Origin of the sequence: Streptomyces sp. NBC_00045, assembly GCF_045041095.1 — a bacterium.
Lineage (GTDB): Bacteria > Actinomycetota > Actinomycetes > Streptomycetales > Streptomycetaceae > Streptomyces.
This window is the reverse complement of sequence record NZ_CP108271.1, coordinates 4,122,093-4,148,024: the sequence shown is the minus strand read 5'-3', so window position 1 is coordinate 4,148,024 and position 25,932 is coordinate 4,122,093. Positions and strand designations below refer to the sequence as shown.

Sequence of the window (25,932 nt, the reverse complement as noted above, 5' to 3'; positions counted from 1 at the left end):
ACCATGAGCGTTGTCACCAACACGACCACCATCGGCGCCATCGAGCTGCCGAGCCGGCGGAACACCGAGCTCGTGCTGCTCGTTTTCGCCGTGGTCATCCCGATCTTCGCCTACGCCAACGTGGGCCTGTCGATCCACGGCGAGCTGCCGCCCGGCATGTTCGCGTACGGAGGCGGCCTGGCCGTGCTCGCCGGCCTCGCCCACCTCGTGGTGCGCCGCTACGCGAAGTACGCCGACCCGCTGCTCCTGCCGATCGCCACGCTGCTCAACGGACTCGGCTGCGTGCTGATCTGGCGCCTCGACCAGTCCGAGCGGCTGCAGAACCTGGCCAAGCGCAGCTTCGGGCAGTTCTCCGAGTCGGCCCCCCGCCAGATGATGTACACCGCGGTGGCCATCGCCATGTTCGCCGGTGTGCTGCTGCTGCTCAAGGACCACCGCACCCTGCAGCGCTTCACGTACATCTCCATGGCCGCCTCGCTGGTGCTGCTGATCCTGCCCGTCGTCCCGGGCCTCGGCGCCGACGTCTTCGGCGCGAAGATCTGGATCAGCGTCGCCGGTTTCTCCATCCAGCCCGGTGAGTTCGCGAAGATCGTCATCGCGATCTTCTTCGCCGGCTACCTGATGGTGAAGCGCGACGCCCTCGCGCTGGCCAGCCGCCGCTTCATGGGTCTCTACCTGCCGCGCGGCCGCGACCTCGGCCCGATCCTGATGATCTGGGCGATGAGCCTGCTCGTGCTCGTCTTCGAGAACGACCTCGGCACCTCGCTGCTCTTCTTCGGCATGTTCGTGATCATGCTGTACGTGGCCACCGAGCGCACCAGCTGGATCGTCATCGGCCTGGTCATGAGCGTGGCCGGTGCCGCCGTCGTCGGCGCGACCGCCAGCCACGTCAAGGCCCGTGTCACCGCCTGGCTCGACCCCTTCGCCTGCTACTCCAAGTCGGGCGCCTGTGAGCAGGTCGGCCAGTCGATCATGAGCTTCGGCTCGGGCGGGGTCCTCGGCACCGGCTGGGGCCAGGGCAACTCCGACCTGATCGGATTCGCCGCCAACTCCGACTTCATCTTCGCCACCGTCGGCGAGGAGCTCGGCCTGGCGGGCGTCATGGCCTTCCTCCTGCTCTACGGCCTGATCATCGAGCGCGGCGTGCGCACCGCCCTCGCGGCCCGCGACCCCTTCGGCAAGCTCTTCGCCATCGGCCTGTCCGGCGCCTTCGCGCTCCAGATCTTCGTGGTCGCCGGCGGAGTCATGGGACTCATCCCCCTGACCGGTATGACCATGCCGTTCCTCGCGTCCGGCGGCTCGTCCGTCCTCGCCAACTGGGCCCTCATCGGGATCCTCATCCGGATCAGCGACACCGCACGCCGCCCCGCCCCGGCCCCGGCACCGTCCCCCGACTCCGAAATGACCCAGGTGGTCCGCCCGTCATGAACAAGCCCCTGCGTCGCATCTCGATCTTCTGCGGGCTGCTCGTCCTCGCACTGCTGATCCGCACCAACTGGCTCCAGTACGTCCAGGCCGACGAGCTCAGCACCCGCAAGGAGAACCGCCGGGTCCAGATCGCCCAGTACGCCACCCAGCGCGGCAACATCATCGTTGCGGGCGGCCAGGCCATCACGGGCTCCGCCACCACGGACGGCAGCGACTACAAGTACAAGCGGACCTACACCGACGGCCAGCTCTGGTCGCCGGTGACGGGGTACGCCTCCCAGGCCTTCGGCTCGACCCAGCTCGAATCCCTCGAAGACAAGATCCTCACCGGCAACGACGACCGGCTGTTCTTCGACCGCACCATCGGCATGTTCACCGGCGAGAAGAAGGCCGGCGGCAACGTCGTCACCACGCTGATGCCCGACGCCCAGAAGGCCGCGTTCGAGAAGCTCGGCGACAAGACCGGTGCCGTCGCCGCGATCGACCCGCGCACCGGCGCCATCCTCGCCCTGGTCAGCACCCCCTCGTACGACCCCTCCAGCTTCGCCGGCAACGCCAAGACGGACGAGAAGGCCTGGGTCGAGCTGAAGGACAGCCCGGAGAAGAAGCTCGTCAACCGCGCCCTGCGCGAGACCTACCCGCCCGGCTCGACGTTCAAGGTCGTCACCGCCGCGGCCGCGCTGGAGCACGGCGTCGTCACCGACATCAACGCGCCGACGGACACCCCCGAGCCGTTCCTGCTACCGACGACGCAGACCCCGATGGTCAACCACGCCAAGGGCTGCGAGAAGGCGAGCCTCAACTTCGCGCTGCAGGTGTCCTGCAACTCCGTCTTCGCCAACGTCGCCGACAAGGTGACGAAGGACAAGATGCTGGAGACGGCGCAGAAGTTCGGCTTCAACAACGACAAGATCGACACCCCGGTCCGGGCGTTCGCGAGCATCTACGACAAGAACATGAACCGGCCGAGCAACTCGCTCTCCGCGATCGGCCAGTACAACACCGCGGCCACCCCGCTCCAGATGGCGATGGTCGCCGCGGCCGTCGCCAACGACGGCAAGCTGATGAAGCCGTACATGGTCGACCAGCTCACCGCCCCCAACCTCGACGTCATCGAGAAGCACGAACCGCAGGAGATGAGCCGCCCGCTCTCCCCGGCCAACGCGCAGAAGCTCCAGCAGATGATGGTGAACGTCGTCGAGAACGAGAACGGCACCGGCGGCAAGGCCAAGATCAAGGGCGTCACCGTCGGCGGCAAGACCGGTACCGCCCAGCACGGCGAGAAGAACGCCAAGCGCCCCTACGCCTGGTTCATCTCCTACGCCAAGACCGACAAGGGCTCCCCGGTCGCCGTCGCCGTCGTCATCGAGGACAGCGACGCCGACCGCGAGGACATCAGCGGTGGCGGCCTCGCGGCGCCCGTCGCGAAGGCCGTCATGGAAGCCGTCCTGAAGAACCAGGGCTGACGGGACGACGCAAGGGCCCACAGGGGCGCAAGAGCCGAATTGGAGTGATCCACATCACTGTTACCGCCCGGATCCGAGCGTACGGTACCGGTCCTGTATCAGGCTGTGGCCACGAACCGATCACCGACGATCGGCCGGTAGCCTTTGCGCGAACAGCACACCGCCGGACCACACACGGGTGCGGTCGGGACTGACGGAGAGGGCTGCAACGTTATGGAAGAGCCGCGTCGCCTCGGCGGCCGGTACGAGCTGAGCCACGTGCTCGGCCGCGGTGGCATGGCCGAGGTCTACCTCGCCCACGACACCCGGCTCGGCCGTACCGTCGCCGTCAAGACCCTGCGTGCCGATCTCGCCCGCGACCCGTCCTTCCAGGCCCGGTTCCGGCGCGAGGCCCAGTCGGCCGCGTCGCTGAACCATCCGGCGATCGTCGCGGTCTACGACACCGGCGAGGACTACGTCGACAACATCTCCATCCCGTACATCGTGATGGAGTACGTCGACGGCTCCACCCTGCGCGAGCTCCTGCACTCCGGCCGCAAGCTGCTGCCCGAGCGCACCCTGGAAATGACCATCGGCATCCTCCAGGCGCTCGAATACTCGCACCGCGCCGGCATCGTGCACCGCGACATCAAGCCCGCCAACGTCATGCTCACCCGTACCGGCCAGGTCAAGGTCATGGACTTCGGCATCGCCCGCGCCATGGGCGACTCCGGCATGACCATGACGCAGACCGCGGCCGTCATCGGCACCGCCCAGTACCTCTCCCCGGAGCAGGCCAAGGGCGAGCAGGTCGACGCGCGCTCCGACCTCTACTCCGCGGGCTGCCTGCTGTACGAGCTGCTCAGCGTCCGGCCGCCGTTCATCGGCGACTCCCCGGTCGCCGTCGCGTACCAGCACGTACGGGAAGAGCCGCAGCCGCCGTCGAACTTCGACCCCGAGATCACGCCCGAGATGGACGCCATCGTCCTGAAGGCGCTGGTCAAGGACCCCGACTACCGCTACCAGTCCGCCGACGAGATGCGCGCCGACATCGAGGCCTGCCTCGAAGGCCAGCCCGTCGCCGCGGCGGCGGCCATGGGTGCGCCCGGCTACGGCTACCCCGACCAGGCGGGCGGCTACGGTCACCAGGGCTACGACCAGCCCACCACCGCGCTGCGCACCTCCGACGCCGGCCAGACCTCCATGCTCCCGCCGATGCCCCCGGGCGACGGCGGGTACGGGTACGGGGACCAGGGCCAGGGCGGCTACGACCAGGGCCACGGCCGCCGCCAGCAGAAGAAGAGCAGGGCCTCGACGATCCTGCTGGTGACCGCGGGCGTCCTCGTCCTGGTCGGCGCCATCCTCATCGGCCGCTCCCTCTTCAGCGGCGGCGCCGACAACCGGCCCAGCGTGCCCAAGCTCATCGGCGAGACCTTCGAGCAGGCCCAGAAGACCGGCGACAACGTCGGCCTCAAGGTCGAGAAGGAAGCCGACGAGGCCTGCGACAACCAGCCCAAGGGCAACGTCTGCTCGCAGAACCCGGCACCGGACACCAAGGTCGACAAGGGCTCCACGGTCAAGGTCAAGGTCTCCTCGGGCGCGCCGAACCTGCCGGTGCCCAACGTCCTCAACCTGAAGTTCGAGGACGCGGAGAAGGCCCTCAAGGACAAGGGCTTCGCCGTCGAGAAGAAGACCCAGGAGTCCGAGCGCGCCGCCGGCACCGTCCTGGACCAGGACCCGAAGAGCGGCACGGCCCAGAAGGGCTCGACCGTCACGCTGACCGTCGCCAAGGAGCAGGCGAAGTCGGACATGCCCGACCTCCTCGGGAAGACCCGGGAGCAGGCGGTCAAGGCACTCAACGACGCCAAGCTCAAGCTCGGCAGCACCACGGAGGTCGACTCCCCCGGTGCCCCGCCGAAGACGGTCGTCCAGCAGCAGTACCAGGCGGGCGAGCAGCTCGCCGTGGGTACGACGGTCAACATCCAGATCGCCAAGGCCGGGCAGCAGACCCAGGTCCCGCAGCTGATCACCAAGACCGTCGCCCAGGCCAAGGCGGACCTCGCGAGCCGGGGCCTGAGCCTCCAGGTCATCGCGGGTCCGACCGACGACAAGGCGATCGTCATGGTCACCGACCCGCCGGCGGGCACCCCCGTGGAAGCGGGCCGGGTCATCAACGTCCAGACCGTCGCCGGCCAGCAGGACGGCGGCAACAACGGCGGAAACGGCTTCTTCGGCGGCCTGACGGGCGGCCGGCGCTAGCCGACGGCCTCCGGGGTCCCGGAGGCGCGCAAAAGCCCCTGTGGGCGGCTTCAGGGCCGCCCACAGGGGCTTTTGCGCACCGGTCCGGCGTCAGTCCCGTTCAGGCGTCGGTCCGGCGCCCGCCTCAGCGCAGCTCGGCCGGGAGGGTGCGCTTCGCGTCCACCTTCTCCGTGCGCACCAGCTCGCCCCACACGACGTACCGGAACTTCGACGTGTACACCGGCGTGCAGGTCGTCAGCGTGATGAAGCGGCCGGGCGCCGTCCGGCCCGACTCCTTCGGGACCGCGGAGATCACGTCCACGTTGTACTTCGACGTCTGGCGCAGCTCGGCGAACACCTTGTAGACGTACCAGGTGTCGCGCGTCTCGAAGACGACCGCGTCGCCGTTCTGCACCTTGTCGATGTTGTGGAACTTCGCACCGTGCCCGTCCCGGTGCGCCGCCAGCGAGAAGTTCCCCGACGCCTCCCACGGCAGGGCCGCCTTCACCGGGTCCGTGTAGTACCCGGCCACGCCGTCGTTGAGGACGTCCGGTGCCGTGCCCTTCTTGACCAGGACCTCGCCGTTCTTCATCGCGGGCACGTGCAGGAAGCCGATGCCGCCCTGGGTGTCCAGGGCCCCCGGCGCCTCGGGCGCGTTCGCCCCCGGGGCGGTCTGCCACTGCCGGCGGATCTCGTCGCCGCGCGCCGACGCCTGTCGGTCCGCGAGCACGTTCGTCCACCACAGCGAGTACGCGACGAACAGGCCCAGGACCAGGCCCACGGTGATCAGGAACTCGCCCAGCAGGCTCAGGAACCCGGCGAGCAGACTGCGGCTCTGGGGCGACGGCGCGGCACGTGACACTGCTTGTTCGTCCTTACGGGCTGGTCAGCGCGGGCGGAGCACCCTGGCTGCGGGGGCGTTCGTCGACCATCCTGCCCCATACGATCATCCGGAAGGTGCTCGTGAACTCCGGGGTGCAGGTCGTCAGCGTGATGTACCGGCCCGGGGCGGTGAAGCCCGACCCCTCCGGCACGGGTTTGATCACCGATACGTTCGTCGGAGGCGTCTGCGCCAGCGTCGAGGTGATCTCGTACGTGTAGTACGCGTCCTGCGTCTCGACCACGACCGGGTCACCGGACACCAGCCGGTTGATGTAGCGGAACGGTTCGCCATGGGTGTTGCGGTGGCCCGCCAGCGCGAAGTTGCCCTGCTTGTCGGCCGGCATCGCCGTCTTCAGCGCGCCGTCCCCGTAGTGCCCGACCATCCCCTTGTCGAGCACCTTCGGCTTGCTGATCCCCTCCGCCACCGGCACCTTCACGTCCAGCTTCGGGATGTAGAGGATCGCGAAGCCCTGCCCCGGCTCGAAGGCCGAGACGGGCGGGGCGGCGCCGCCGCCCGCGCTGCGCTCCCAGTCCTGGCGCAACGATCCGGCGGCTCCGTTCGCCGTCCGCTCCGCCAGTACGTTCGTGTACCAGAGCTGGTAGGCGACGAACAGCAGCATCACCACGCCCAGCGTGATGAACAGCTCCCCGGCGAGCCGGCTCAGGACGACCACCGGGCCGCCCGACACGGGCCGCCGGCGCCGACGGCCGCCGCCCCGCCGCCGCGTGCGCTTCGCGGCCTGCTGAGCTGCCCTGCGCCGCGCGGCCCGGCCCTCCGTGGGGGCGGACGGCGCGACCGCGGTCACGCGACGGCCTTGCCCACCACCGGGGCCAGCCCCACCGAGCGCTCGACGGCCCCGGCGTCCCCGCAGCGCACCAGCCAGTTCGCGAGCATCCGGTGGCCCCACTCGGTCAGCACCGACTCGGGGTGGAACTGCACACCCTCGACGTCGTGCTCCCGGTGCCGCAGCCCCATGATGATCCCGTCCTCGGTGCGCGCGGTGACCTCCAGCACGTCCGGCAGGGTCTGCGGCTCGGCCGCGAGCGAGTGGTAGCGGGTCGCGGTGAACGGCGACGGCAGCCCGGTGAAGACGCCGAGGCCCTCGTGCACCACCGGCGAGGTCTTCCCGTGCAGCAGCTCGGGCGCCCGGTCGACGACACCGCCGTACGCCACGGCCATGGACTGCATGCCCAGGCACACGCCGAAGACCGGGACCCCGGTGTCGGCGCAGTGGCGGACCATGTCGACGCAGACGCCGGCCTGCTCCGGCGTACCCGGTCCGGGCGACAGCAGCACGCCGTCGAACCCGTCCTGTGCGTGGGCGAGTTCGACCTCGTCGTTGCGCAGCACCTCGCACTCGGCGCCGAGCTGGTACAGGTACTGGACCAGGTTGAAGACAAAGCTGTCGTAGTTGTCGACAACCAGAATGCGCGCGCTCACGGAGTGGCTCCCGATCCCTCGTCCACCGTCACGTCGTTGAACGGCAGGAGCGGCTCGGCCCACGGGAAGACGTACTGGAACAGCACGAAGACCACTCCGAGGACCAGTACGAGAGAGATCAGCGCGCGTACCCACGCGTTGCCCGGCAGATGCCGCCAGATCCAGCCGTACATGCCGTCTGCTTCCTTTTTCCGTCCACGATCGACCCACGCACCGCGGGGGCGGTACGCGAACAGACTAAAGGCAGAGGCCTGGCGGGCGGGTCAGCTCGGCAAACCCTCGGGCCGGCCCTGGGCGAGCGTCCGGGTCCGGGTCAGCTCCGCCCAGACGACCAGCCGGTGGCTGTGGCCCCACTCGGGATCGCAGGTCGTCAGCGTCAGGTACCGGCCGGGCGCGGTGAACGGCGACCCGTGCGGCACCGGGTCGACCACCGCGACGTCGGTGGGCGCGGTGCGCAGCGGCTCGCTGCGCACCGTGTACGTGTACCAGGTCGTCGCGTCCTTGAGGATCACGGCGTCGCCGGGGCGCAGCTCGGGGACGTCCTTGAAGGGGTCGCCGTACGTCCGCCGGTGGCCGGCCACCGAGAAGTTCCCGGTGGCGCCGAGGCGTGCCGTGCCGGCGTAGTGGCCGAGGCCCTTCTTGAGGAGGTCCGTGCCGGTGCCCTCCAGGACCGGCTTGTTCCAGTCCGGGCCGAAGCGCGGGATGTACATCTCGGCGAAGGCCTGCCCCGGCGGGTACGCGGCTTCCTCCCGCGCTGGCGGGGCGGTCGCCGGCTGCGGCGCGGCGGACGGGCCGCCCGAGGGCGCGGCGGGGGGCGCCGGTGCCGCGGCCCAGCGGTCGCGCATCCGGGCCATTTCCCCGTCCATGGCCCGGTCGGCCTTGACCCCGGTCCACAGCAGGACGTACGCGACGAAGAGCACGATCAGCGTGCCCGCCGTCAGGCACACCTCGCTGAACGTCCGCACCACCAGGCGCAGTACGACGTCACGGCGTACTGGTCGCGGAGGTGGCATCCAGCGGCTTCGCATAGTGGAGGTCCACTGTGCCGGAGTAGCCGGGGAGTGTCAGCTCCTTGTGCTCGTCCACCTTCCAGCCCAGCCCGTACGCCGTCACGTACAGCTGGTAGTTCTGCAGGGCCGGGGAGGAGGCGAGCGCCTTGCGCAGCGCGGCGGGGTCGCCGACCGCCGACACCTTGTAAGGGGGCGAGTAGACGCGGCCCTGGAGGATCAACGTGTTGCCGACGCAGCGCACGGCGCTGGTGGAGATCAGCCGCTGGTCCATGACCTGGATGCCCTGGGCGCCGCCCCGCCACAGGGCGTTCACCACGGCCTGGAGGTCCTGCTGGTGGATCACCAGGTCGTTCGGCTGCGGCTCGGGCACGTTGGGGATGCGGGCGGTGGCGTTCGGCGGGGCGTCGTTCAGGGTGACGGTGAGGCCCTTGCCGGACAGCGGTTCGGTGCCGGAGGCGACCCGCAGGGCGGCCAGCTTGGCGTCCTCGGCCTTGGTGCTGCCGTCGTCCCGCTCGGCGAGGCTGTCCACCCGGCCGCGGACGGCCGCGGTGCTCTGTTCGAGCAGCGCGTTGTTCTGGCTGCGCTCGTGGATCAGGTCGGAGAGCTTGAGGAGCGAGGCGTCCGTCCGGATGTTCGTACCCTTGGAGGTGTTGAAGCTGGTGACGAAGATGAGGCCCGCCAGGGCGAAAACGGCGGCCGTCAGCAGCCGGACCGCTTTGGCCCGGCGACGGGGACCCGCGGAGGAGTCGTCGGAATTGCTCAACGTACCCTTCTCCTTCAACGCCACAGGTCCACTACGCTAACGGACGCCCGGGGCAGGCAAGGTCCCCAGCGCATCGACAGGAGAGCCCCTCGTGCCGAAGTCACGTATCCGCAAGAAGGACGACTACACGCCGCCGCCGGCGAAGCAGGCGCAGCAGATCAGGCTGGGGAGCCGCGGCTGGGTCGCCCCGGTCATGCTGGCGTTCTTCCTGATCGGTCTCGCGTGGATCGTCGTCTTCTACGTGACCGAGACCCAGCTGCCGATCGAGGCCCTGGGCAACTGGAACATCGTGGTCGGATTCGGCTTCATCGCGGCGGGCTTCGGCGTGTCCACTCAGTGGAAGTAGCCGGGCCCGGATCGAGCCCCGGAAAGCACAGTCGCACCCGGTCCGACAAGCTCTCCCCATGAGTTATCCACAGCGTCATCCACACCTGAGGAAAAGACAGAAGATCTGTGGATAACTCTGTGGAGGGTTGACGCCGGTGTGATCAGGTGAGTTCGGCCGTGCGGACCAGGACCACCACCGCTGCCAGCAGGAACACCGCCGCGCAGGTCCCCCACTGGACGAGCGCGCGCTTCCTGCCGGCGGCCGGTCCCACCATGCCCAGACCCACCAGCAGGCCGGTCACCAGGCCGCCGATGTGGGCCTGCCAGGACACGGACAGGCTGCCGCCGAAGGGCACGAAGGTCAGCACCAGCATGAGCACGACCATGGTGATCACCGGCCGCATCTCGTAGCGCAGGCGGCGCACCAGGACGACGGTCGCGCCGAGCAGGCCGAAGATCGCGCCGGAGGCCCCGAGCGTCGGCGTGTTCGGCGCGGTCAGCAGGTAGACGAGGGCGCTGCCACCCAGACCCGACAGCACGAACACGGCGAGATAGCGGACCCGGCCCAGGGCCGCCTCCAGCGGGCCACCGATCACCCACAGGGCCAGCATGTTGCCCCCGATGTGCCACCACTCCACGTGCAGGAACACCGAGGTCAGCAGCCGGTGGTACTGGCCTGTGGAAACCCCTTCGACCGGGCCGCCGAAGTATTCGACGTACCGCCCCAGCAGCTCCAGCTGCACCACGACCGGCGGGGCGAGCAGGCCCACGAGGAAGACCGCCGCGTTGATCCCGATGAGGATCTTGGTGACGAGGTGGGGATCCGCGGCGACCGCCCCGCCCGCGACGGTGCGCGGCACGTTCGCCGCGGGGCGGTGGGCCGTACCCGAGCCGTCGCGGACGCAGTCGGGGCACTGGAAGCCGACGGAGGCGCTGATCATGCACTCGGGGCAGATGGGGCGCTCGCAGCGCGTACAGCGGATGCCCGTGTCGCGGTCCGGGTGGCGGTAGCAGCCCGGCAGACGGTCGGTGTCCATCGGTCCCCTCGATCAGCGGCGGGGCGGGACGTGCACCCCGCCGGTCCGGTATGCCCCCGTCGGTTCGTACGCATGCAGGACGGACGGGCGGGGAGGAAAGGTTCCCGGGTCCGCGCCGGGTCGGCGCCGGGCGCCCGGGTCAGCGCTTCTCGACGACGACGGACTGGATGATCACGTCGTCGAGGGGCCGCTCGGTGCGCGGGTTCGTGCGGATGCCGGCGATGTCGTCCACGATCTTCTGGCTGGCCTTGTCGGTGACCTCGCCGAAGATGGTGTGCTTGCGGGTCAGCCAGGCGGTGGGGGCCACGGTGATGAAGAACTGCGATCCGTTGGTGCCCGGCCCGGCGTTGGCCATGGCGAGCAGGTACGGCTTGGTGAAGGCCAGGTCGGGGTGGAACTCGTCCGCGAACTGGTAGCCGGGGCCGCCGGTGCCGTTGCCGAGCGGGTCGCCGCCCTGGATCATGAAGCCGCTGATGACGCGGTGGAAGACGGTGCCGTCGTACAGCGGATCGGTGGTCTTCTGGCCGTCCGTCGGCCGGGTCCACTCGCGGGCACCCGTGGCCAGCTCCACGAAGTTTCGGACCGTCTTCGGCGCGAAGTTCTCCAGCAGCTCGATCTCGATGTCGCCGTGATTGGTCTTCAGGGTGGCGTAGAGCTTCTCGGCCACGGATCTGCCTTCCATAGTCATCACTGTCGGTTCCAGATCCTCCCACGGAGGGCTGCACGGCACGGAAATCCTCCACCCGTATGCCCTGTCACGCATGCCGCTCGACGGTATGGCAGGCATGATCCGACAAAGGGTGGAAAGGTGAACTGTGTCCGCCACCGAAGAGGAGGATCCTGTGACCCGCAAGGACAGCGTGCACCTGGCCGCCGAGAGCGCCAGGGACACGGTGAAGCACGCAGCGGAAGCGGTGGCGCCGTACGCAGCGACCGCCAGGGAAGCCGCCGTGCACTACGCGACCGAGGCGAACGAGCGACTGGCGCCGAAGGTGTCGTACGCGACCGCGGAGGCGGCACGGCAGGCCCGTGCGGCGTACGACTGCCACCTGCACCCGCGGATGAAGGCGGCGCGCGCCCACGTGCCCCCGAACGTGGACCGGGCGGCGACGATGGCGGTGGAGCACACCCGACGGGCGGCGCGACAGGCGGCCGACTACACGCAGCCGAGGCTGGAGAGCGCTCTGGCGGCGGCCCAGCCGGTGGCCGAGGAGGCCGCGTCCCGGTCGACGGCGGCGCTGGCGGCGCTGCGCGGCCAGGTGTCGGCCAAGGAGGTGCAGCGGCTGGTCAGGCGCCAAGAGCGGCGGGCGCACTGCGGGCGGGCGTTCAAGGTCGTCGCGGTGGTCGGCGTACTGGCCGTCGGCGCGTACATGGCGTGGCGGTGGTGGGACCAGCAGTCGAACCCGGACTGGCTCGTCGAGCCGCCGGCCGCCACGGAGCTGTCGCGGGACGGCGAAGCGGCCAGCTTCGACGACGAACTGGCGGCCAAGGAGCGCGAGTCCCCTTCCGGTCCCACCGACGAGGACCAGCCCTGACCCGCGCGGGGCACGACACGGACGGAGGGCCCGGATCCACTGGATCCGGGCCCTCCGTCCGTCCGGCCACCGGGGCTACTGGGGGAGGGTGAGCACCTGGCCGGGGTGGATGAGCTCGGGATTGGAGCCGATGACCCCCCTGTTCATGGCGTACAGCTCGCGCCAGCGGGCCTCGTTGCCCAGCTCCCGGCGGGCGATCGCGGAGAGCGAGTCCCCCGACCGCACGGTGTAGATGCGCTTGGAGGCCGACATCGGCTTGGCCGCCGGGGCCGCGGGCACCGCCTTGTGCGCGGCGGACGTCGGCGTCGGCGTGTGCTGCGGATGGGCGGTCGGGGCGGGCCTCGGCGGCGCCGGGGCCGCCTTCGGGGGAGCCGGGGCGGGCTTGGGCGGAGCCGCGGCGGCCATCCGCTCGGCCGCGGCCTTGGTGGCCGCGACGGCGTCGGTGTACTTCGCCGCGTAGTCGGCGGACGAGGCCGTCGAGGCCTTCTCGGCGGCCTCCTGCTTCTTCTTGTCGGACTTGAGGAAGTCGAAGAGTCCCATGTCTGTACGCCTCCGGCGTGGTGTCGCCCCCTGGCTCGGTGCCTCCACCCACTGTCGGACAGCCCGGGCCGCCCGGCCCTGTGACGGGGCCAACCGGGGGACACCCGGCTGTTACTGTCCACGGATGCCCGAGCTCGTTCTCCCCTCCCCCCGCCTGCACGCCTCCTGGCTCGACGCCCGCGGGGAGTGGGGCCCCGACGCCCACATGGACGGAGCCGGACTCGGCTCGGACGACGACGTGGACAGTCCCGCCGGGTTCGCCGCCTGGACGGAGCGGCTCCGCGCGTACGGGGACCGCACGCGCGCGGTCGAGCATGGCCGCGTCCACGCCACGTACTGGTGGATCGCCGAGGGCGACACCTATCTGGGCGCGATCGACTTGCGCCACTACCTCAACGGGTTCCTCCTCGACGCCGGCGGCCACATCGGCTACGGCGTCCGACCCTCGGCCCGTCGGCGCGGACTGGCCGGCTGGGCCCTCGGAGAGGTCCTGCACGAGGCCCGGCTGCTGGGGATGGACCGGGTCCTCCTGACGTGCGACCCCGGCAACACGGCGTCGGTACGCACGATCGAGCGCGGCGGCGGCGTCCTGGAAGACGTCCGCGACACCCTCATAGGACCCAAGCGCCGCTACTGGATCGACCTCTGACAGCACCCTCCGGCGGCATAGAAAAGAGGCCCCCCGACCTGCGTTTCCGCTGGTCAGAGGACCTCTGATGCTGTGGAGCTTAGGAGATTCGAACTCCTGACATCTGCCTTGCAAAGGCAGCGCTCTACCAACTGAGCTAAAGCCCCGAAAAGACGGACGCGACCGCCGCCCGCGAAGGTGTGGCCGTTCCGCAGAACAGAGTACCGGGTGTACCCCCGCATCTCGCAAAATGATGGGGACTCCCGCGGCGCGACCACTCTCCGTAAGATGCTCGCGAGGTTCGCACCAGCGAAGTAGGGGAGTACTAAGAGTGGACGCTGTTCAGCAAGAGGCCACGGCCAGAGCCAGAGAGCTTCAGCGCAGTTGGTACGGGGAGCCGCTCGGCGCTCTCTTCCGCCGGCTCATAGATGACCTCGGCTTGAACCAGGCCCGCCTCGCTGCGGTCCTCGGACTCTCGGCGCCCATGCTGTCCCAGCTGATGAGCGGCCAGCGCGCCAAGATCGGGAACCCGGCCGTGGTCCAGCGCGTCCAGGCGCTCCAGGACCTCGCGGGCCAGGTGGCGGACGGAAGCGTCAGCGCGGCCGAGGCCACCGACCGGATGGACGAGATCAAGAAGACCCAGGGGGGCTCCGTCCTCAGCAACAGCGGCCAGACCACGACCGGTTCGGGCGCGCCCACCGTCAAGCGCGTGGTCCGCGAGATCCAGTCGCTGCTGCGCTCCGTCTCGGCGGCCGGCGACATCATCGACGCGGCCGACTCCCTCGCCCCCAGCCATCCCGAACTGGCCGAGTTCCTCAGGGTCTACGGCGCGGGCCGCACCGCCGACGCGGTCGCCCACTACGAGTCCCACCAGAACTGACACGGCGGACGCACGCACACGGCGGGGGACGGGGGACGGACGCAGCGATGGGTGAGATCTTCGCCGGCCGGTACGAGCTGATCGATCCGATCGGGCGCGGGGGCGCGGGTGCCGTATGGCGGGCCTGGGACCACCGGCGCCGCCGGTACGTCGCCGCCAAGGTCCTCCGGCAGAGCGATGCCCACACCCTGCTCCGGTTCGTCCGGGAGCAGGCCCTGCGCATCGACCACCCGCACGTACTGGCCCCGGCCAGCTGGGCGGCGGACGACGACAAGGTCCTGTTCACGATGGACCTCGTCGCCGGCGGTTCCCTCGCCCACGTGATCGGGGACTACGGGCCGCTGCCGCCCCGGTTCGTGTGCACGCTGCTCGACCAGCTCCTGTCGGGGCTGGCGGCGGTGCACGCGGAGGGCGTCGTCCACCGCGACATCAAACCGGCCAACATCCTGATGGAGGCCACCGGAAGCGGACGGCCGCACCTGCGGCTGTCCGACTTCGGCATCTCGATGCGCAAGGGCGAGCCGCGCCTCACCGAGACCGACTACGTGGTGGGCACCCCCGGCTACTTCGCCCCGGAGCAACTGCTCGGCTCCGAACCCGACTTCCCCGCGGACCTGTTCGCCGTCGGGCTGGTCGCCCTCTACCTCCTCAAGGGCAGCAAGCCCGATTCCCGCGCCCTGGTGGAGCACTTCCTCGCCCACGGCACCCCCGACGCCCCCGAAGGCGTCCCGGCGCCGCTGTGGGACGTCATCGCGAACCTCCTCCAGCCGGACCCCCACAGCCGGTTCCGGACCGCCACAGGGGCCCGCAAGGCCCTTGCCGAGGCCGTGCAGCTGCTCCCGCCGAACGCCCCGGACGAGGACCCGGTGGAGGTGTTCGACCAACTCGGCCCGCTGCCCGCCGGTTTCGGCCCCCGTGGACCGCAGACCACGGCCGCGGTGACCCCCGAGTCGCCCACTGCGGCGGGGGCCCCGATCCAGGAGCCCGCAGCCCCGGTCGAGGGGTCCGCCACCACCGCCCCGGCCACCGCGTCCGCCACCACCCCGGCCACCGGCACCACCCCGGCCACCGCCGCCACCGCGCCGACGGGTCCGGGAGGGTTCGGGCCGCCGCCGGCGGGGGTGTTCGGTCCTTCGGAGACCGGGAGCTTCCACCTCCGGCCGCCGGAGCGCTCCGATGCCCCGGGCCCGACCGCCGCGGCCGCCACCACCGCCGTCGCCCCGGCGACCGCGGCCCCCGCACGGTCCGGGGGGATCGCCCCGCCTCCGCCGAAGGTCACGGCCGGGATCCTCACCGCCGCGCTGCTGTGCTTCGCGGTGGGCGTCTGGGCGCTGACCCGGATCTGACCCGGCCCGCCCCGGCCGCCCCCGGCCCGGCGGCCCTACGCCGTGCGCCCGCGGCGCGCCAGCAGCATCCATCCGCCGAGTACGAGCAGCAGTACGGTCCCGGCGGAGAAGCCCGCACCGGCCACCACGCGCATCACCGAGCGGCCGCCGGCCGCGTCCGCGGCCTCGGGGGCGGTGAGCCCGTCCCGGGCGGCGGCCCGGTCGTCGGCCCCGACCCCGAATCCGGCGGCGGTCAGGCTCTCCTGGTACGCGGGCCCCTTAGCCGGGCCGCCGATGACCTCCATGCGCAGGGTCAGCGGCACCGGGGTCGCGTCCTCGGTGAACTCGGCGACCTTGCCGCCCAGGGTCACGGCGACGTAGTACCAGCCGGCCAGCCGGACGCCCCGTACCTCGCCGGTGTCCGAGAAGCGGTTCTCGTAGGCCACCGGCGCGGTCTTCGGCAGGGTGAGGCCCGCCTGCTTGCCACCGTACGAGATGCCCTTGTCCTCGATCGGGCCGCGGTACGGGCTGTACAGCGCGACCGTGAGCCCGTTGGAGGCCGACCCGTACGACTTGGTCATCCTGGCGTCGGAGAGCTCGGCGCTCAGCCCCAACTGCTGCCCCCAGTCCAGCGGGACGCGGTAGAAGCGGGTCTGTCCCGGCCGCAGGTCGTCCCGCCAGACCCCGGTGCCCAGGGCGCGGGCGTCGTTGAAGCCGGTGCCGCCGGTGCGGGCCACCGGCTCGGTGCCGGGCAGTGTCGGCGAGGCGGAGGGCCAGACGCTGGGCGCGGCGGTGGGGGCGCTGCCGCCGGCGGGTGCGGGCTCGCGCTGGAGCAACAGTTCCAGCGGCCACGCGCTCTGGTCGGAGTCCTTGGCGGCGGTGCGGGTGACCTTCGCGAAGTAGACGCCGGCGCCCTGGCATTCGGCGTCCTCTTCGAGCCGACGGACGGCGACCGCGGCGAGGGGGACCGGGTCGTAGCCGAATCCGGCCCGGCCCGGGTTGTTCGGGCAGCGCGCGCCTTCCTTGGTCATGATCTCGACCTCAAGGCCGTCGGAGTAGCCGACCTTGGCGCCGCGCGGAGGCTGGAGCACGGCGGAGAAGTACGCGCTGGAGGCGTCGTCGAGGTTCAGCCGGTAGACGCGCTCGCCGGGGCCCATCGTGTCCGCGTAGGCCTGGCCGGCCGCCACGAGCGGGGCGTCCGCGCTGGTGAGCCTGCCCTCGATCTTCTTGGCGCCCTCGGCGCCGCGGTAACCCGGCGCGGGCTGCGGGGGCGCCGTGGCGGCCTGCACCGCCCCCGGCAGGCACATCGCCAGCCCCAGGGCCGCCGCCCCCACCAGCACCGTCGTCCGTACCCGCCCCATCACGCCACCCCGATTTTGCTAGCGCAAGCCAAATCTTTGCATAACGTAACTTTTTGTCACAGAACAGCACAAAGCCCCGGCCGCAGCGGCAGCCGGGGCTTCATGAGATCAGCTTTGGGTCTCACACACCGGAACCAGAGGGCACGGAGTCAGTTGCCTCCGTCCACAGGTCCTGCTCGGCGCGGTCCGCCTGGATCTGGCGGTACACGAGGAGCCCGCCGATGGCGGCCAGTGCGACCAGGAGCAGCTTCTTCACCGCGCGACCTCGTCTTTCATTGACGTTGGGGACTTCTGACGGCCAACAATACACACGCACCGATACCGTTCGGTGACCTGGGAAGCCCTCAACTGGCCCTACGAAGAAGACCCCCAGGCCGGTGGCCTGGGGGTCTTCTTCACTGTGGGGCTAACAGGATTTGAACCTGTGGCCTCATCCTTATCAGGGATGCGCTCTAACCAACTGAGCTATAGCCCCATCCGCGCTGCGCGCTGACTCCTGAAGATTAGCGCACAGACACGGTCCCGCCAAAATCCGTTCCCGCGGGCAGTCCCCGCAGGTCAATCAGCGGTCATTCGTCCTCGGCGAGCGTGAGCTCCACACCGCCGACGAAGCCCGCCGACAGGTTGTAGATGAACGCGCCCAGCGTCGCCAGTGCCGTCGCCAGCACCACGTCGATCACCGCGATCACCGACGTGAAGATCAGAACGCGCGGCAGCGACAGGAACGACTGGAGGTCGAAGCCGTTGCTCTCGTTCGAACCGGTCGCCTCGCTGATGGTGCCGCCGACGGTCGAGAAGACGCCCATGGCGTCCATGACCATCCACAGCACCGCCGCCGCCACGATGGTGCACACGCCCAGCGCGATCGACAGCAGGAAGCTGACCTTCATCACCGACCACGGGTCGGCCTTGGCCACCCGCAGCCGCGCCTTGCGCGTCCTGGGCGTCGTACGGGCGCCCGTACGCGGCTTGCGCTGCGCACCTGCGTCCCCTGAGGCCCGCTGCGCACCCGGGGCGCCCGAGGGCGCCGTGTAGGCCTGCGGAGGGTGGTACGGCTGCTCCGACTGCCGACCGGCGGCCGGGGCGGTGGCCGCAGCCGCTGCAGGCGCAGCAGCCGCCGACGCGGCCGGCGCGCCCTTCTCCTTCTTCGGCTTGCGGGTGTCCGTCACGGTCCTCCCCCTGTCCCCGGCGGCGGCGTCCCCGTCCTGGGATTCCGGGGCGGGGCCACGGGCACCGTCCTCCCCAGTCTTGGCCGGTCCGGCGCCCGTGGCTCCACTCACGACTTACTCCTCGTGCTCCCCGGCCGAGGGCTGCGTGCCCTCGGCGGCCTCGGCGGCCTGTCCTTCGGCCGCCTCGGTCTCCTCGACCTCGTCAGCTTCCTGACCGGCCTCGGCGTTCCTGGCGATACCTACCACGGCATCGCGCTTGCCCAGGTTGATCAGCTGAACGCCCATGGTGTCACGGCCGGTCTCCCTGACTTCGTTGACTCGCGTACGAATCACACCACCGCCGAGCGTGATGGCGAGAATCTCGTCCGATTCGTCCACCACGAGCGCCCCGACGAGCGACCCGCGGTCCTCCACGATCTTCGCGGCCTTGATGCCCAGACCACCACGGCCCTGGACGCGGTACTCGTCGACCGGCGTCCGCTTGGCGTAACCGCCGTCGGTCGCGGTGAAGACGAACGTACCGGGCCGGACCACGCTCATGGAGAGCAGTTCGTCACCCTCACGGAAACTCATGCCCTTCACACCCGAGGTCGCACGGCCCATCGGGCGCAGCGCGTCGTCGGTCGCGGTGAAGCGGATCGACTGCGCCTTCTTGCTGATGAGCAGCAGGTCGTCCTCGGCGGAGACCAGCTCGGCGCCGATCAGCTCGTCGGCGGTGCCGTCGGCGCCGTCAGCGCCCGTCTCCCGGAGGTTGATCGCGATGACACCACCCGAACGGGGCGAGTCGTAGTCCTTGAGCGCCGTCTTCTTCACCAGGCCGCCCTTGGTGGCCAGGATCAGGTACGGGGCGGCCTCGTAGTCGCGGACCGCGAGGATCTGGGCGATCTTCTCGTCCGGCTGGAAGGCCAGCAGGTTCGCCACGTGCTGCCCGCGGGCGTCGCGGCCGGCGTCCGGCAGCTCGTACGCCTTGGAGCGGTAGACCCGACCCTTGTTCGTGAAGAACAGCAGCCAGTGGTGCGTGGTGGACACGAAGAAGTGGTCGACCAGGTCGTCCTGCTTCAGCTTCGTGCCGCGCACGCCCTTGCCGCCGCGCTTCTGCGAGCGGTAGTCCTCGGTCTTGGTGCGCTTGACGTACCCGCCGTGCGTGATCGTGACGACGATGTCCTCTTCGGCGATCAGGTCCTCGATGGACATGTCCCCGTCGAAGGGCACCAGCTTGGAGCGCCGGTCGTCGCCGTACTTCTCGACGATCGCCGCCAGCTCGTCGCTGACGATCGAACGCTGCTTCTCCGGCGAGGCCAGGATCGCGTTGTACTCGTTGATCTTCGCCTGGAGTTCGTCGTGCTCAGCGACGATCTTCTGCCGCTCCAGGGCCGCCAGGCGCCGCAGCTGCATCTCCAGGATCGCGTTGGCCTGGATCTCGTCGATCTCCAGCAGGCCCATCAGGCCCTCGCGCGCGATCTCGACGGTGTTGCTGCGCCGGATCAGCGCGATGACCTCGTCGATCGCGTCCAGCGCCTTGAGCAGGCCGCGCAGGATGTGTGCCCGCTCCTCGGCCTTGCGCAGGCGGAACTTCGTCCGCCGGACGATGACCTCGATCTGGTGCTGCACCCAGTGACGGATGAACGCGTCGATCGACAGCGTGCGCGGCACGCCGTCCACCAGCGCCAGCATGTTCGCGCCGAAGTTCGTCTGCAGGTCGGTGTGCTTGTACAGGTTGTTCAGCACGACCTTGGCGACGGCGTCGCGCTTGAGCACGATCACCAGGCGCTGGCCGGTGCGCGACGAGGTCTCGTCGCGGACGTCGGCGATGCCGCCGATCTTGCCGTCCTTCACCAGGTCGGCGATCTTCTGCGCCAGGTTGTCCGGGTTGGTCTGGTACGGAAGCTCCGTGACCACCAGGCACTGGCGGTTCTGGATCTCCTCGACCGCCACCACCGCGCGCATCGTGATGGAGCCGCGCCCGGTCCGGTACGCCTCCTCGATGCCCTTGCGGCCCACGACCAGCGCGCCCGACGGGAAGTCGGGGCCCTTGATCCGCTCCAGGAGCGCGTCGAGCAGCTCCTCGTGCGAGGCGTCCGGGTGCTCCAGAGCCCACTGGGCGCCGGCCGCGACCTCGCGCAGGTTGTGCGGCGGGATGTTGGTGGCCATGCCGACGGCGATACCGGCGCTGCCGTTGACCAGCAGGTTCGGGAACCGCGCCGGCAGGACGGTCGGCTCCTGGTTGCGGCCGTCGTAGTTGTCCGTGAAGTCGACGGTCTCCTCGTCGATGTCCCGGAGCATCTCCATGGCCAGCGGCATCAGCTTGCACTCGGTGTAGCGCATCGCGGCCGCCGGGTCGTTGCCCGGGGAGCCGAAGTTGCCGTTGGAGTCCACCAGGGGCATGCGCATCGACCACGGCTGGGCCAGGCGGACCAGGGCGTCGTAGATGGAGCTGTCACCGTGCGGGTGGTACGTGCCCATGACGTCACCGACGACGCGGGCGCACTTGTAGAAGCCCTTCTCGGGCCGGTAGCCGCCGTCGTACATCGCGTAGAGCACGCGGCGGTGCACCGGCTTGAGGCCGTCGCGCACGTCCGGCAGGGCGCGCGAGACGATGACGGACATCGCGTAGTCGAGGTAGGAGCGCTGCATCTCCGTTTCGAGCCCGACGGGCTCGATGCGCAGCACGGGCTGCTCCTCCGCGGGGTTCTCTGCGGTGGGGGTGGTTTCGTCGGCCATTGCTGGTCAGAAGTCCTTTCAGGCGGTCAGCGGAGACCGACTCAGATGTCGAGGAACCGAACGTCCTTGGCGTTGCGCTGGATGAAGGAGCGCCGCGCCTCGACGTCCTCGCCCATCAGCACCGAGAACAGGTCGTCGGCCTGGGCCGCGTCGTCCAGGGTGACCTGGCCGAGCACGCGGTGGTCCACGTCCATGGTGGTGACGCGCAGTTCCTCGGCGTTCATCTCGCCCAGACCCTTGAAGCGCTGGATCGAGTCTTCCTTGATCCGCTTGCCGTTCTGCTTGCCGAGCTCCACCAGCGCGTCGCGCTCACGGTCCGAGTACGCGTACTCGAAGTCGTCCCGGCCCCACTTGATCTTGTAGAGCGGCGGGCGCGACAGGTACACGTGACCGGCCTCGACCAGCGGGCGCATGAAGCGGAACAGGAAGGTCAGCAGCAGGGTGTTGATGTGCTGGCCGTCGACGTCGGCGTCCGCCATCAGGATGATCTTGTGATAGCGGAGCTTCTCGATGTCGAAGTCCTCGTGCACACCCGTACCGAACGCGCTGATCAGCGCCTGGACCTCGGTGTTCTGGAGGATCTTGTCGATGCGGGCCTTCTCGACGTTCAGGATCTTGCCTCGGATCGGCAGGATGGCCTGGTACATCGGGTTGCGGCCGGACTTGGCGGAGCCACCGGCCGAGTCGCCCTCGACGATGAAGATCTCGCACTTGGTCGGGTCGTTCGACTGGCAGTCGGACAGCTTGCCCGGCAGCGAGGCGCTCTCCAGCAGGCCCTTGCGGCGCGTCAGGTCGCGGGCCTTGCGGGCCGCGACGCGTGCCGTGGCCGCCTGGATCGACTTGCGGATGATGTCCGCGGCCTCGACCGGGTTGCGGTCGAACCAGTCGTTGAGGTGCTCGTGGACGACCTTCTGCACGAAGGTCTTGGCCTCCGTGTTGCCCAGCTTGGTCTTCGTCTGGCCCTCGAACTGCGGCTCGCCCAGCTTCACCGAGATGATCGCCGTCAGACCCTCGCGGATGTCCTCGCCGGCGAGGTTGTCGTCCTTCTCGCGCAGCAGCTTCTTGTCGCGCGCGTAACGGTTCACCAGACCCGTCAGCGCCGCACGGAAGCCCTCCTCGTGCGTACCGCCCTCGTGCGTGTGGATCGTGTTCGCGAAGGAGTACACGCCCTCCGTGTACTGCGAGTTCCACTGCATCGCGATCTCGACCGAGAGCGTGCGCTCCTTGTCCTCGGCCTCGACGTCGATGACGGTCGGGTGGATGAGCTCGCCCTTGCGGGAGTTCAGGTACTTCACGAAGTCGACGATGCCGCCCTCGTAGTAGTACTTGACCGTGCGCGCGGGGGGCTCGCTCGCGTCCGCGTCGGGGTCGTCCGCGCCGACGGTGGCCTTCGCGGACTCGCGCTCGTCGGTCAGCGACAAGGTCAGGCCCTTGTTGAGGAAGGCCATCTCCTGGAAGCGCCGCGACAGCGTCTCGAAGGAGTACTCGGTCGTCTCGAAGATGTCGCCGTCGGCCCAGAACGTCACCGACGTGCCGTGCTCGTCGGTCTCCTCGTTCTTCGCGAGGGCCGCCGTCGGGACACCGAGCTTGTAGTCCTGGGTCCAGCGGTAGCCGTCGGTCTTGACCTCGACCGCGACCTTGGTCGACAGGGCGTTCACGACGGACACGCCGACGCCGTGCAGACCGCCGGAGACGGCGTAGCCGCCGCCGCCGAACTTGCCGCCCGCGTGCAGGACCGTCAGGACGACCTCGACGGCCGGCTTCCCCTCGGACGGCACGATGCCGACCGGGATGCCGCGGCCGTTGTCGATGACCCGCACACCGCCGTCGGCGAGGATCGTCACGTCGATGGTGTCCGCGTGCCCGGCCAGGGCCTCGTCGACCGAGTTGTCCACCACCTCGTACACGAGGTGGTGCAGCCCGCGCTCACCGGTCGAGCCGATGTACATGCCGGGGCGCTTGCGCACCGCGTCCAGGCCTTCCAGGACCTGGATCGCACTCGCGTCGTACGAGGCGGTGACCTCGACGTTCTCGCCGGCTGTGGACTGGTTGTCGTTGGGGTTGCCGGAATCGGCCACGAAGCGCCCTTTCTGGCACAGCACAGGCCGTACTCCGGGCCAGCAGGCATGCAAGCAGGAGCGGCTGCGTCGATCTGCGTTGTCAGCGTTTGTCAGCGGGATCCCGCAACAGGGCGGGATTCGCTTCAGTCTACCGGTACCACGGACATGAATGGGGGTTTGCCGGTACCTGAGTCCGCATGTGCCGCCCTGAACCTCCTCTCTCCGACTCCCCATATCCGGGAAGGGGCTCAAAGAGGCTCACACGGGCATTCAGCGCTTCGGCCTGTCAACCTCCGGCTACCGTGAGGGACGCCACCCGGGACGACGGGCACGGCGGCCCGCGAAAGCGGTGCACCGACCGGTATGCGGGGCGGCGGCGCGGCCCGTCCACAGCCCGCCCGGGGACTGGGGACGGACCCGCGACGAGCGCTACCGAACCGCTATCCGTACGTGTCCCCCGGCCCCGTACTGCCCGGCGCACGCAGCGGCCCGTACCGCTTCGGGCGCCCGCCCGGACCCTGGACCTTGATCATCCGGACCGTGCCCTGCCCCAGGTCCGCGTTCAGCCGCGCCACCAGCTGCGGAGCCAGCAGCTTCAGCTGCGCCGCCCATGCCGAGGAATCACACCGCACGACCAGTTCACGGTCCTCGTACCGGTCCGGTTCACAATGCGCCGCGATCTCCGGCCCGACGATCTCCGGCCAGCGCTCCATCACGCCCGCGACCGCCATCGGCATCTCCCAGCCGCGCTCCGTGCGCAGCCGGTCCAGCGCCGCCATCAACGGCATCGGATCCCGGCCGTCCGCGCGCGCACCCGAGCGCAGCCCCGGCTGCCGGCCACCCTTCTTCGCGCCGGCCGCGTTGCCCCGGGCCCGCGCCTGCTCCCGGGCCGCCGCCAGCGCCTGCCGCGCGAGGTCCACGCCCGAGGGCTCCGGAACCTTGCGGGGTCCTTGAGTGTCGTCGCTCACAGTCGGGTCACCTCACCGCCGGACACCCCGAACCGCGTCCCCGTCAGCACGCCCGGAACGTCGTCGTCCACCGCCGCCGTCACCAGTACCTGCTCGCCCGGAGCCACCAGCTCCGCCAGCCGCTCCCGGCGCCGCGCGTCCAACTCCGCGAACACGTCGTCCAGGATCAGCACCGGTTCGGCGCCCTCCGAGCGCAGCAGCTCGTACGAGGCCAGCCGCAGCGCCAGCGCGTACGACCAGGACTCGCCGTGGCTCGCGTACCCCTTGGCCGGGAGGTCGCCCAGCCCCAGCAGCACGTCGTCCCGATGCGGGCCCACCAGGGTCACGCCGCGCTCGATCTCCTGCTTGCGCACCTCGGCCAGGGCCGCCAGCAGCACCTCGTACAGCGCCTCGCGGGTGCGCGCCGCACCGCTGTCCACGCTCTGGCCGGCCTCGCCTGCGGCCGAGGACTTGTACGCGAGCCCCAGCGGGCCGCCGCCGGGCGCGAGCTGCTCGTACGCCTTGTCCGCCAGCGGCAGCAGCGTCGCGATCAGGTCGAGGCGCTGCGCCAACAGCTCCGCGCCCGCGCGCGCGAGGTGCTGGTCCCAGACGTCGAGGGTGGACAGGTCCATGGACCGGCCGCCGTGCCGGCGGGCCATCGCCGCCGACTTCAAGAGGGTGTTGCGCTGCTTGAGCACCCGCTCGTAGTCCGACCGGACTCCCGCCATCCGCGGCGAGCGGGCCGTGACCAGCTCGTCGAGGAACCGCCGGCGCTCCCCGGGGTCCCCCTTCACCAGGGCCAGGTCCTCGGGCGCGAACAGCACCGTCCGTATGATCCCCAGCACGTCCCGCGGCCTGACCTGCGAGGACCGGTTGATCCTGGCACGGTTGGCCCGCCCAGGGTTCAGTTCCAGCTCCACCAGCTGCTGGCGCTCCCCGTGGGTGACGGCCGCGCGGATCACCGCCCGGTCCGCGCCCATCCGCACCAGCGGCGCGTCCGAGGAGACGCGGTGGCTGCCCAACGTCGCCAGATAGCCGATGGCCTCGACCAGGTTCGTCTTGCCCTGGCCGTTGGGGCCCACGAAAGCCGTGACGCCCGGGTCGAGGGGAACCTCGGCCCGGGCGTACGAGCGGAAGTCGGCCAGTGAGAGATGCGAAACGTGCATACGGCGCCGACCTCCCCCGGCTTCCTGCTGCTGCTCTGTACTTCTGTCTACTGCTGTGGACCGGTTGTGGATTACTTCTTCTCGACCGCGTGGCCGCCGAACTGGTTGCGCAGCGCGGCGATCATCTTCATCTGCGGGGAGTCGTCCTGGCGGGAAGCGAACCGCGCGAAGAGCGAGGCCGTGATCGCGGGCAGCGGCACGGCGTTGTCGATCGCCGCCTCCACCGTCCACCGGCCCTCGCCCGAGTCCGCCGCGAAGCCGCGCAGCTGCTCCAGGTGCTCGTCCTGGTCCAGCGCGTTCACCGCGAGGTCCAGGAGCCACGAGCGGATGACCGTGCCCTCCTGCCAGGACCGGAACACCTCGCGGACGTCGGTGACCGAGTCCACCTTCTCCAGCAGCTCCCAGCCCTCGGCGTAGGCCTGCATCATGGCGTACTCGATGCCGTTGTGGACCATCTTCGCGAAGTGGCCCGCGCCCACCTTGCCCGCGTGCACGGCGCCGAAATCGCCCTCGGGCTTGAGTGCGTCGAAGACGGGCTGGACGCGTGCGACGTGGTCCTTCGCGCCGCCGTACATCAGCGCGTAGCCGTTCTCCAGGCCCCAGACGCCGCCGGAGACACCGCAGTCGACGAAGCCGATGCCCTTGGTCGCGAGCTCCGCGGCGTGCTTCTCGTCGTCGGTCCAGCGGGAGTTGCCGCCGTCGACCACGATGTCGCCGATCGAGAGGAGCTCCCCGAGCTCGTCGATGGTGGACTGCGTCGCAGCGCCGGCCGGGACCATCACCCACACGACGCGGGGGGCCGGCAGGCTGTCCACAAGTTCCCGCAGGCTGTGGACATCGGCGAGGTCCGGGTTGCGGTCGTACCCGACGACGGTGTGTCCTGCGCGGCGGATGCGCTCGCGCATGTTGCCGCCCATCTTGCCGAGACCGACGAGACCAAGCTCCATCAGGTGGTTCCTTAAGCGTTGTGGCCGTCTGTGCCGGTGCCCCGGATTCCCCGGGGACACCCCGGCTCCGAGCCTACGCCGG

The 25,932-nt window shown here is 70.1% G+C and carries 24 protein-coding genes, 2 tRNA genes and 1 pseudogene; 8 read left to right on the top strand and 19 right to left on the bottom strand.

Annotated elements, in window-relative coordinates; all coding sequences use genetic code 11:
- Positions 1-3: 3 nt before the first annotated feature.
- The 3 genes from OHA65_RS19400 (at position 4) to pknB (ending at position 5,132) form a co-directional block, all read left to right on the top strand.
- On the top strand, positions 4-1,428 hold the full coding sequence (locus OHA65_RS19400) for an FtsW/RodA/SpoVE family cell cycle protein (RefSeq protein WP_327284342.1): 1,425 nt from the start codon (positions 4-6) through the stop codon (positions 1,426-1,428).
- The gene (locus tag OHA65_RS19395) at positions 1,425-2,894 is read left to right on the top strand and encodes a penicillin-binding protein 2 (RefSeq protein ID WP_327284341.1); all 1,470 of its coding nucleotides are present in this window, start codon (positions 1,425-1,427) and stop codon (positions 2,892-2,894) included. Before OHA65_RS19400 ends, OHA65_RS19395 begins: the two co-directional genes overlap by 4 nt.
- 213 nt (positions 2,895-3,107) lie before the next feature.
- The gene (gene pknB / locus OHA65_RS19390) at positions 3,108-5,132 is read left to right on the top strand and encodes a Stk1 family PASTA domain-containing Ser/Thr kinase (RefSeq protein ID WP_327284340.1); all 2,025 of its coding nucleotides are present in this window, start codon (positions 3,108-3,110) and stop codon (positions 5,130-5,132) included.
- Between the two features lie 124 nt (positions 5,133-5,256).
- Here pknB and OHA65_RS19385 read toward each other — a convergent pair whose 3' ends face one another.
- From OHA65_RS19385 to OHA65_RS19360, 6 genes and pseudogenes are all read right to left on the bottom strand, one after another.
- Entirely contained in the window at positions 5,257-5,973 is a 717-nt protein-coding gene (locus OHA65_RS19385) for a class E sortase (RefSeq protein ID WP_328763221.1), read from the bottom strand.
- Positions 5,974-5,986: 13 nt separating this feature from the next.
- Positions 5,987-6,664 (bottom strand): annotated as a pseudogene (locus OHA65_RS19380) (class E sortase); the annotation flags it as partial.
- Between the two features lie 131 nt (positions 6,665-6,795).
- Positions 6,796-7,434, bottom strand: a complete 639-nt coding sequence (locus OHA65_RS19375; RefSeq protein WP_099890575.1) for an aminodeoxychorismate/anthranilate synthase component II — start codon at positions 7,432-7,434, stop codon at positions 6,796-6,798.
- On the bottom strand, positions 7,431-7,607 hold the full coding sequence (locus OHA65_RS19370; RefSeq protein ID WP_030153138.1) for a hypothetical protein: 177 nt from the start codon (positions 7,605-7,607) through the stop codon (positions 7,431-7,433). The genes OHA65_RS19375 and OHA65_RS19370 overlap by 4 nt, the downstream gene beginning before the upstream one ends.
- 90 nt (positions 7,608-7,697) lie before the next feature.
- Positions 7,698-8,447, bottom strand: coding sequence for a class E sortase (locus tag OHA65_RS19365; protein WP_327284338.1), 750 nt, complete (start codon positions 8,445-8,447; stop codon positions 7,698-7,700).
- Complete coding sequence (locus OHA65_RS19360) at positions 8,419-9,207, bottom strand: DUF881 domain-containing protein (RefSeq protein WP_327284337.1); 789 nt, start codon at positions 9,205-9,207, stop codon at positions 8,419-8,421. The genes OHA65_RS19365 and OHA65_RS19360 overlap by 29 nt, the downstream gene beginning before the upstream one ends.
- A gap of 91 nt (positions 9,208-9,298) precedes the next feature.
- Between OHA65_RS19360 and crgA the strand changes: the two genes are divergently transcribed.
- Positions 9,299-9,553 (top strand): cell division protein CrgA, encoded by a 255-nt coding sequence (crgA, locus tag OHA65_RS19355; protein ID WP_030857683.1) that lies wholly within the window; start codon positions 9,299-9,301, stop codon positions 9,551-9,553.
- A 142-nt stretch (positions 9,554-9,695) separates the two neighbouring features.
- Here crgA and OHA65_RS19350 read toward each other — a convergent pair whose 3' ends face one another.
- Together OHA65_RS19350 and OHA65_RS19345 are read right to left on the bottom strand one after the other, a co-directional pair.
- A complete protein-coding gene (locus OHA65_RS19350) occupies positions 9,696-10,571 on the bottom strand; it encodes a rhomboid family intramembrane serine protease (protein WP_327284336.1) in 876 nt (291 codons plus the stop codon).
- Positions 10,572-10,710: 139 nt separating this feature from the next.
- Positions 10,711-11,238 (bottom strand): peptidylprolyl isomerase, encoded by a 528-nt coding sequence (locus tag OHA65_RS19345; protein ID WP_327285717.1) that lies wholly within the window; start codon positions 11,236-11,238, stop codon positions 10,711-10,713.
- Between the two features lie 175 nt (positions 11,239-11,413).
- Here OHA65_RS19345 and OHA65_RS19340 point away from each other — a divergent pair, with 175 nt between their 5' ends.
- Positions 11,414-12,106 (top strand): DUF5324 family protein, encoded by a 693-nt coding sequence (locus OHA65_RS19340; protein ID WP_327284335.1) that lies wholly within the window; start codon positions 11,414-11,416, stop codon positions 12,104-12,106.
- Between the two features lie 75 nt (positions 12,107-12,181).
- Here the strand turns inward: OHA65_RS19340 and OHA65_RS19335 are convergent, their stop codons facing one another.
- Positions 12,182-12,646, bottom strand: coding sequence for a LysM peptidoglycan-binding domain-containing protein (locus tag OHA65_RS19335; protein WP_327284334.1), 465 nt, complete (start codon positions 12,644-12,646; stop codon positions 12,182-12,184).
- Between the two features lie 124 nt (positions 12,647-12,770).
- Between OHA65_RS19335 and OHA65_RS19330 the strand changes: the two genes are divergently transcribed.
- Complete coding sequence (locus OHA65_RS19330) at positions 12,771-13,295, top strand: GNAT family N-acetyltransferase (RefSeq protein ID WP_327284333.1); 525 nt, start codon at positions 12,771-12,773, stop codon at positions 13,293-13,295.
- Between the two features lie 73 nt (positions 13,296-13,368).
- Here the strand turns inward: OHA65_RS19330 and OHA65_RS19325 are convergent.
- Positions 13,369-13,441 (bottom strand) — tRNA-Ala (locus OHA65_RS19325).
- Between the two features lie 164 nt (positions 13,442-13,605).
- Between OHA65_RS19325 and OHA65_RS19320 the strand changes: the two genes are divergently transcribed.
- Both OHA65_RS19320 and OHA65_RS19315 read left to right on the top strand, forming a co-directional pair.
- Complete coding sequence (locus OHA65_RS19320) at positions 13,606-14,154, top strand: transcriptional regulator (protein ID WP_030857694.1); 549 nt, start codon at positions 13,606-13,608, stop codon at positions 14,152-14,154.
- A gap of 47 nt (positions 14,155-14,201) precedes the next feature.
- Complete coding sequence (locus OHA65_RS19315; protein WP_405762187.1) at positions 14,202-15,500, top strand: serine/threonine-protein kinase; 1,299 nt, start codon at positions 14,202-14,204, stop codon at positions 15,498-15,500.
- Between the two features lie 35 nt (positions 15,501-15,535).
- Here the strand turns inward: OHA65_RS19315 and OHA65_RS19310 are convergent, their stop codons facing one another.
- The 9 genes from OHA65_RS19310 to gnd all read right to left on the bottom strand — a co-directional run bounded on the left by OHA65_RS19310 (position 15,536) and on the right by gnd (position 25,850).
- Positions 15,536-16,840 carry a hypothetical protein gene (locus OHA65_RS19310; protein ID WP_327284331.1) on the bottom strand — a complete coding sequence of 435 codons (1,305 nt, stop codon included), beginning with the start codon at positions 16,838-16,840 and terminating at the stop codon, positions 15,536-15,538.
- A gap of 121 nt (positions 16,841-16,961) precedes the next feature.
- Positions 16,962-17,096 carry a DLW-39 family protein gene (locus OHA65_RS19305; RefSeq protein WP_208809277.1) on the bottom strand — a complete coding sequence of 45 codons (135 nt, stop codon included), beginning with the start codon at positions 17,094-17,096 and terminating at the stop codon, positions 16,962-16,964.
- Between the two features lie 145 nt (positions 17,097-17,241).
- Positions 17,242-17,315: transfer RNA gene (locus OHA65_RS19300), tRNA-Ile, on the bottom strand.
- Between the two features lie 94 nt (positions 17,316-17,409).
- The gene (locus tag OHA65_RS19295) at positions 17,410-18,120 is read right to left on the bottom strand and encodes a DUF3566 domain-containing protein (RefSeq protein WP_327284330.1); all 711 of its coding nucleotides are present in this window, start codon (positions 18,118-18,120) and stop codon (positions 17,410-17,412) included.
- A gap of 3 nt (positions 18,121-18,123) precedes the next feature.
- Positions 18,124-20,730, bottom strand: coding sequence for a DNA gyrase subunit A (gene gyrA / locus OHA65_RS19290; RefSeq protein WP_327284329.1), 2,607 nt, complete (start codon positions 20,728-20,730; stop codon positions 18,124-18,126).
- A gap of 41 nt (positions 20,731-20,771) precedes the next feature.
- Entirely contained in the window at positions 20,772-22,832 is a 2,061-nt protein-coding gene (gyrB, locus tag OHA65_RS19285) for a DNA topoisomerase (ATP-hydrolyzing) subunit B (protein ID WP_327284328.1), read from the bottom strand.
- A gap of 398 nt (positions 22,833-23,230) precedes the next feature.
- A complete protein-coding gene (locus tag OHA65_RS19280) occupies positions 23,231-23,758 on the bottom strand; it encodes a DUF721 domain-containing protein (RefSeq protein WP_327284327.1) in 528 nt (175 codons plus the stop codon).
- A complete protein-coding gene (recF, locus tag OHA65_RS19275; protein ID WP_327284326.1) occupies positions 23,755-24,903 on the bottom strand; it encodes a DNA replication/repair protein RecF in 1,149 nt (382 codons plus the stop codon). Before recF ends, OHA65_RS19280 begins: the two co-directional genes overlap by 4 nt.
- A gap of 71 nt (positions 24,904-24,974) precedes the next feature.
- The gene (gene gnd, locus OHA65_RS19270) at positions 24,975-25,850 is read right to left on the bottom strand and encodes a phosphogluconate dehydrogenase (NAD(+)-dependent, decarboxylating) (RefSeq protein ID WP_327284325.1); all 876 of its coding nucleotides are present in this window, start codon (positions 25,848-25,850) and stop codon (positions 24,975-24,977) included.
- Positions 25,851-25,932: the final 82 nt, after the last annotated feature.

Coding starts and splice junctions, on each gene's coding strand:
- gyrA (WP_327284329.1), bottom strand. CDS start 20,730: ATGGCCGACGAAACCACCCCCACCGCAGAGAACCCCGCGGAGGAGCAG.
- recF (WP_327284326.1), bottom strand. CDS start 24,903: ATGCACGTTTCGCATCTCTCACTGGCCGACTTCCGCTCGTACGCCCGG.
- OHA65_RS19330 (WP_327284333.1), top strand. CDS start 12,771: ATGCCCGAGCTCGTTCTCCCCTCCCCCCGCCTGCACGCCTCCTGGCTC.
- OHA65_RS19335 (WP_327284334.1), bottom strand. CDS start 12,646: ATGGGACTCTTCGACTTCCTCAAGTCCGACAAGAAGAAGCAGGAGGCC.
- pknB (WP_327284340.1), top strand. CDS start 3,108: ATGGAAGAGCCGCGTCGCCTCGGCGGCCGGTACGAGCTGAGCCACGTG.
- OHA65_RS19315 (WP_405762187.1), top strand. CDS start 14,202: ATGGGTGAGATCTTCGCCGGCCGGTACGAGCTGATCGATCCGATCGGG.
- OHA65_RS19395 (WP_327284341.1), top strand. CDS start 1,425: ATGAACAAGCCCCTGCGTCGCATCTCGATCTTCTGCGGGCTGCTCGTC.
- OHA65_RS19350 (WP_327284336.1), bottom strand. CDS start 10,571: ATGGACACCGACCGTCTGCCGGGCTGCTACCGCCACCCGGACCGCGAC.
- OHA65_RS19310 (WP_327284331.1), bottom strand. CDS start 16,840: ATGGGGCGGGTACGGACGACGGTGCTGGTGGGGGCGGCGGCCCTGGGG.
- gnd (WP_327284325.1), bottom strand. CDS start 25,850: ATGGAGCTTGGTCTCGTCGGTCTCGGCAAGATGGGCGGCAACATGCGC.
- OHA65_RS19400 (WP_327284342.1), top strand. CDS start 4: ATGAGCGTTGTCACCAACACGACCACCATCGGCGCCATCGAGCTGCCG.
- OHA65_RS19370 (WP_030153138.1), bottom strand. CDS start 7,607: ATGTACGGCTGGATCTGGCGGCATCTGCCGGGCAACGCGTGGGTACGC.
- OHA65_RS19365 (WP_327284338.1), bottom strand. CDS start 8,447: ATGCCACCTCCGCGACCAGTACGCCGTGACGTCGTACTGCGCCTGGTG.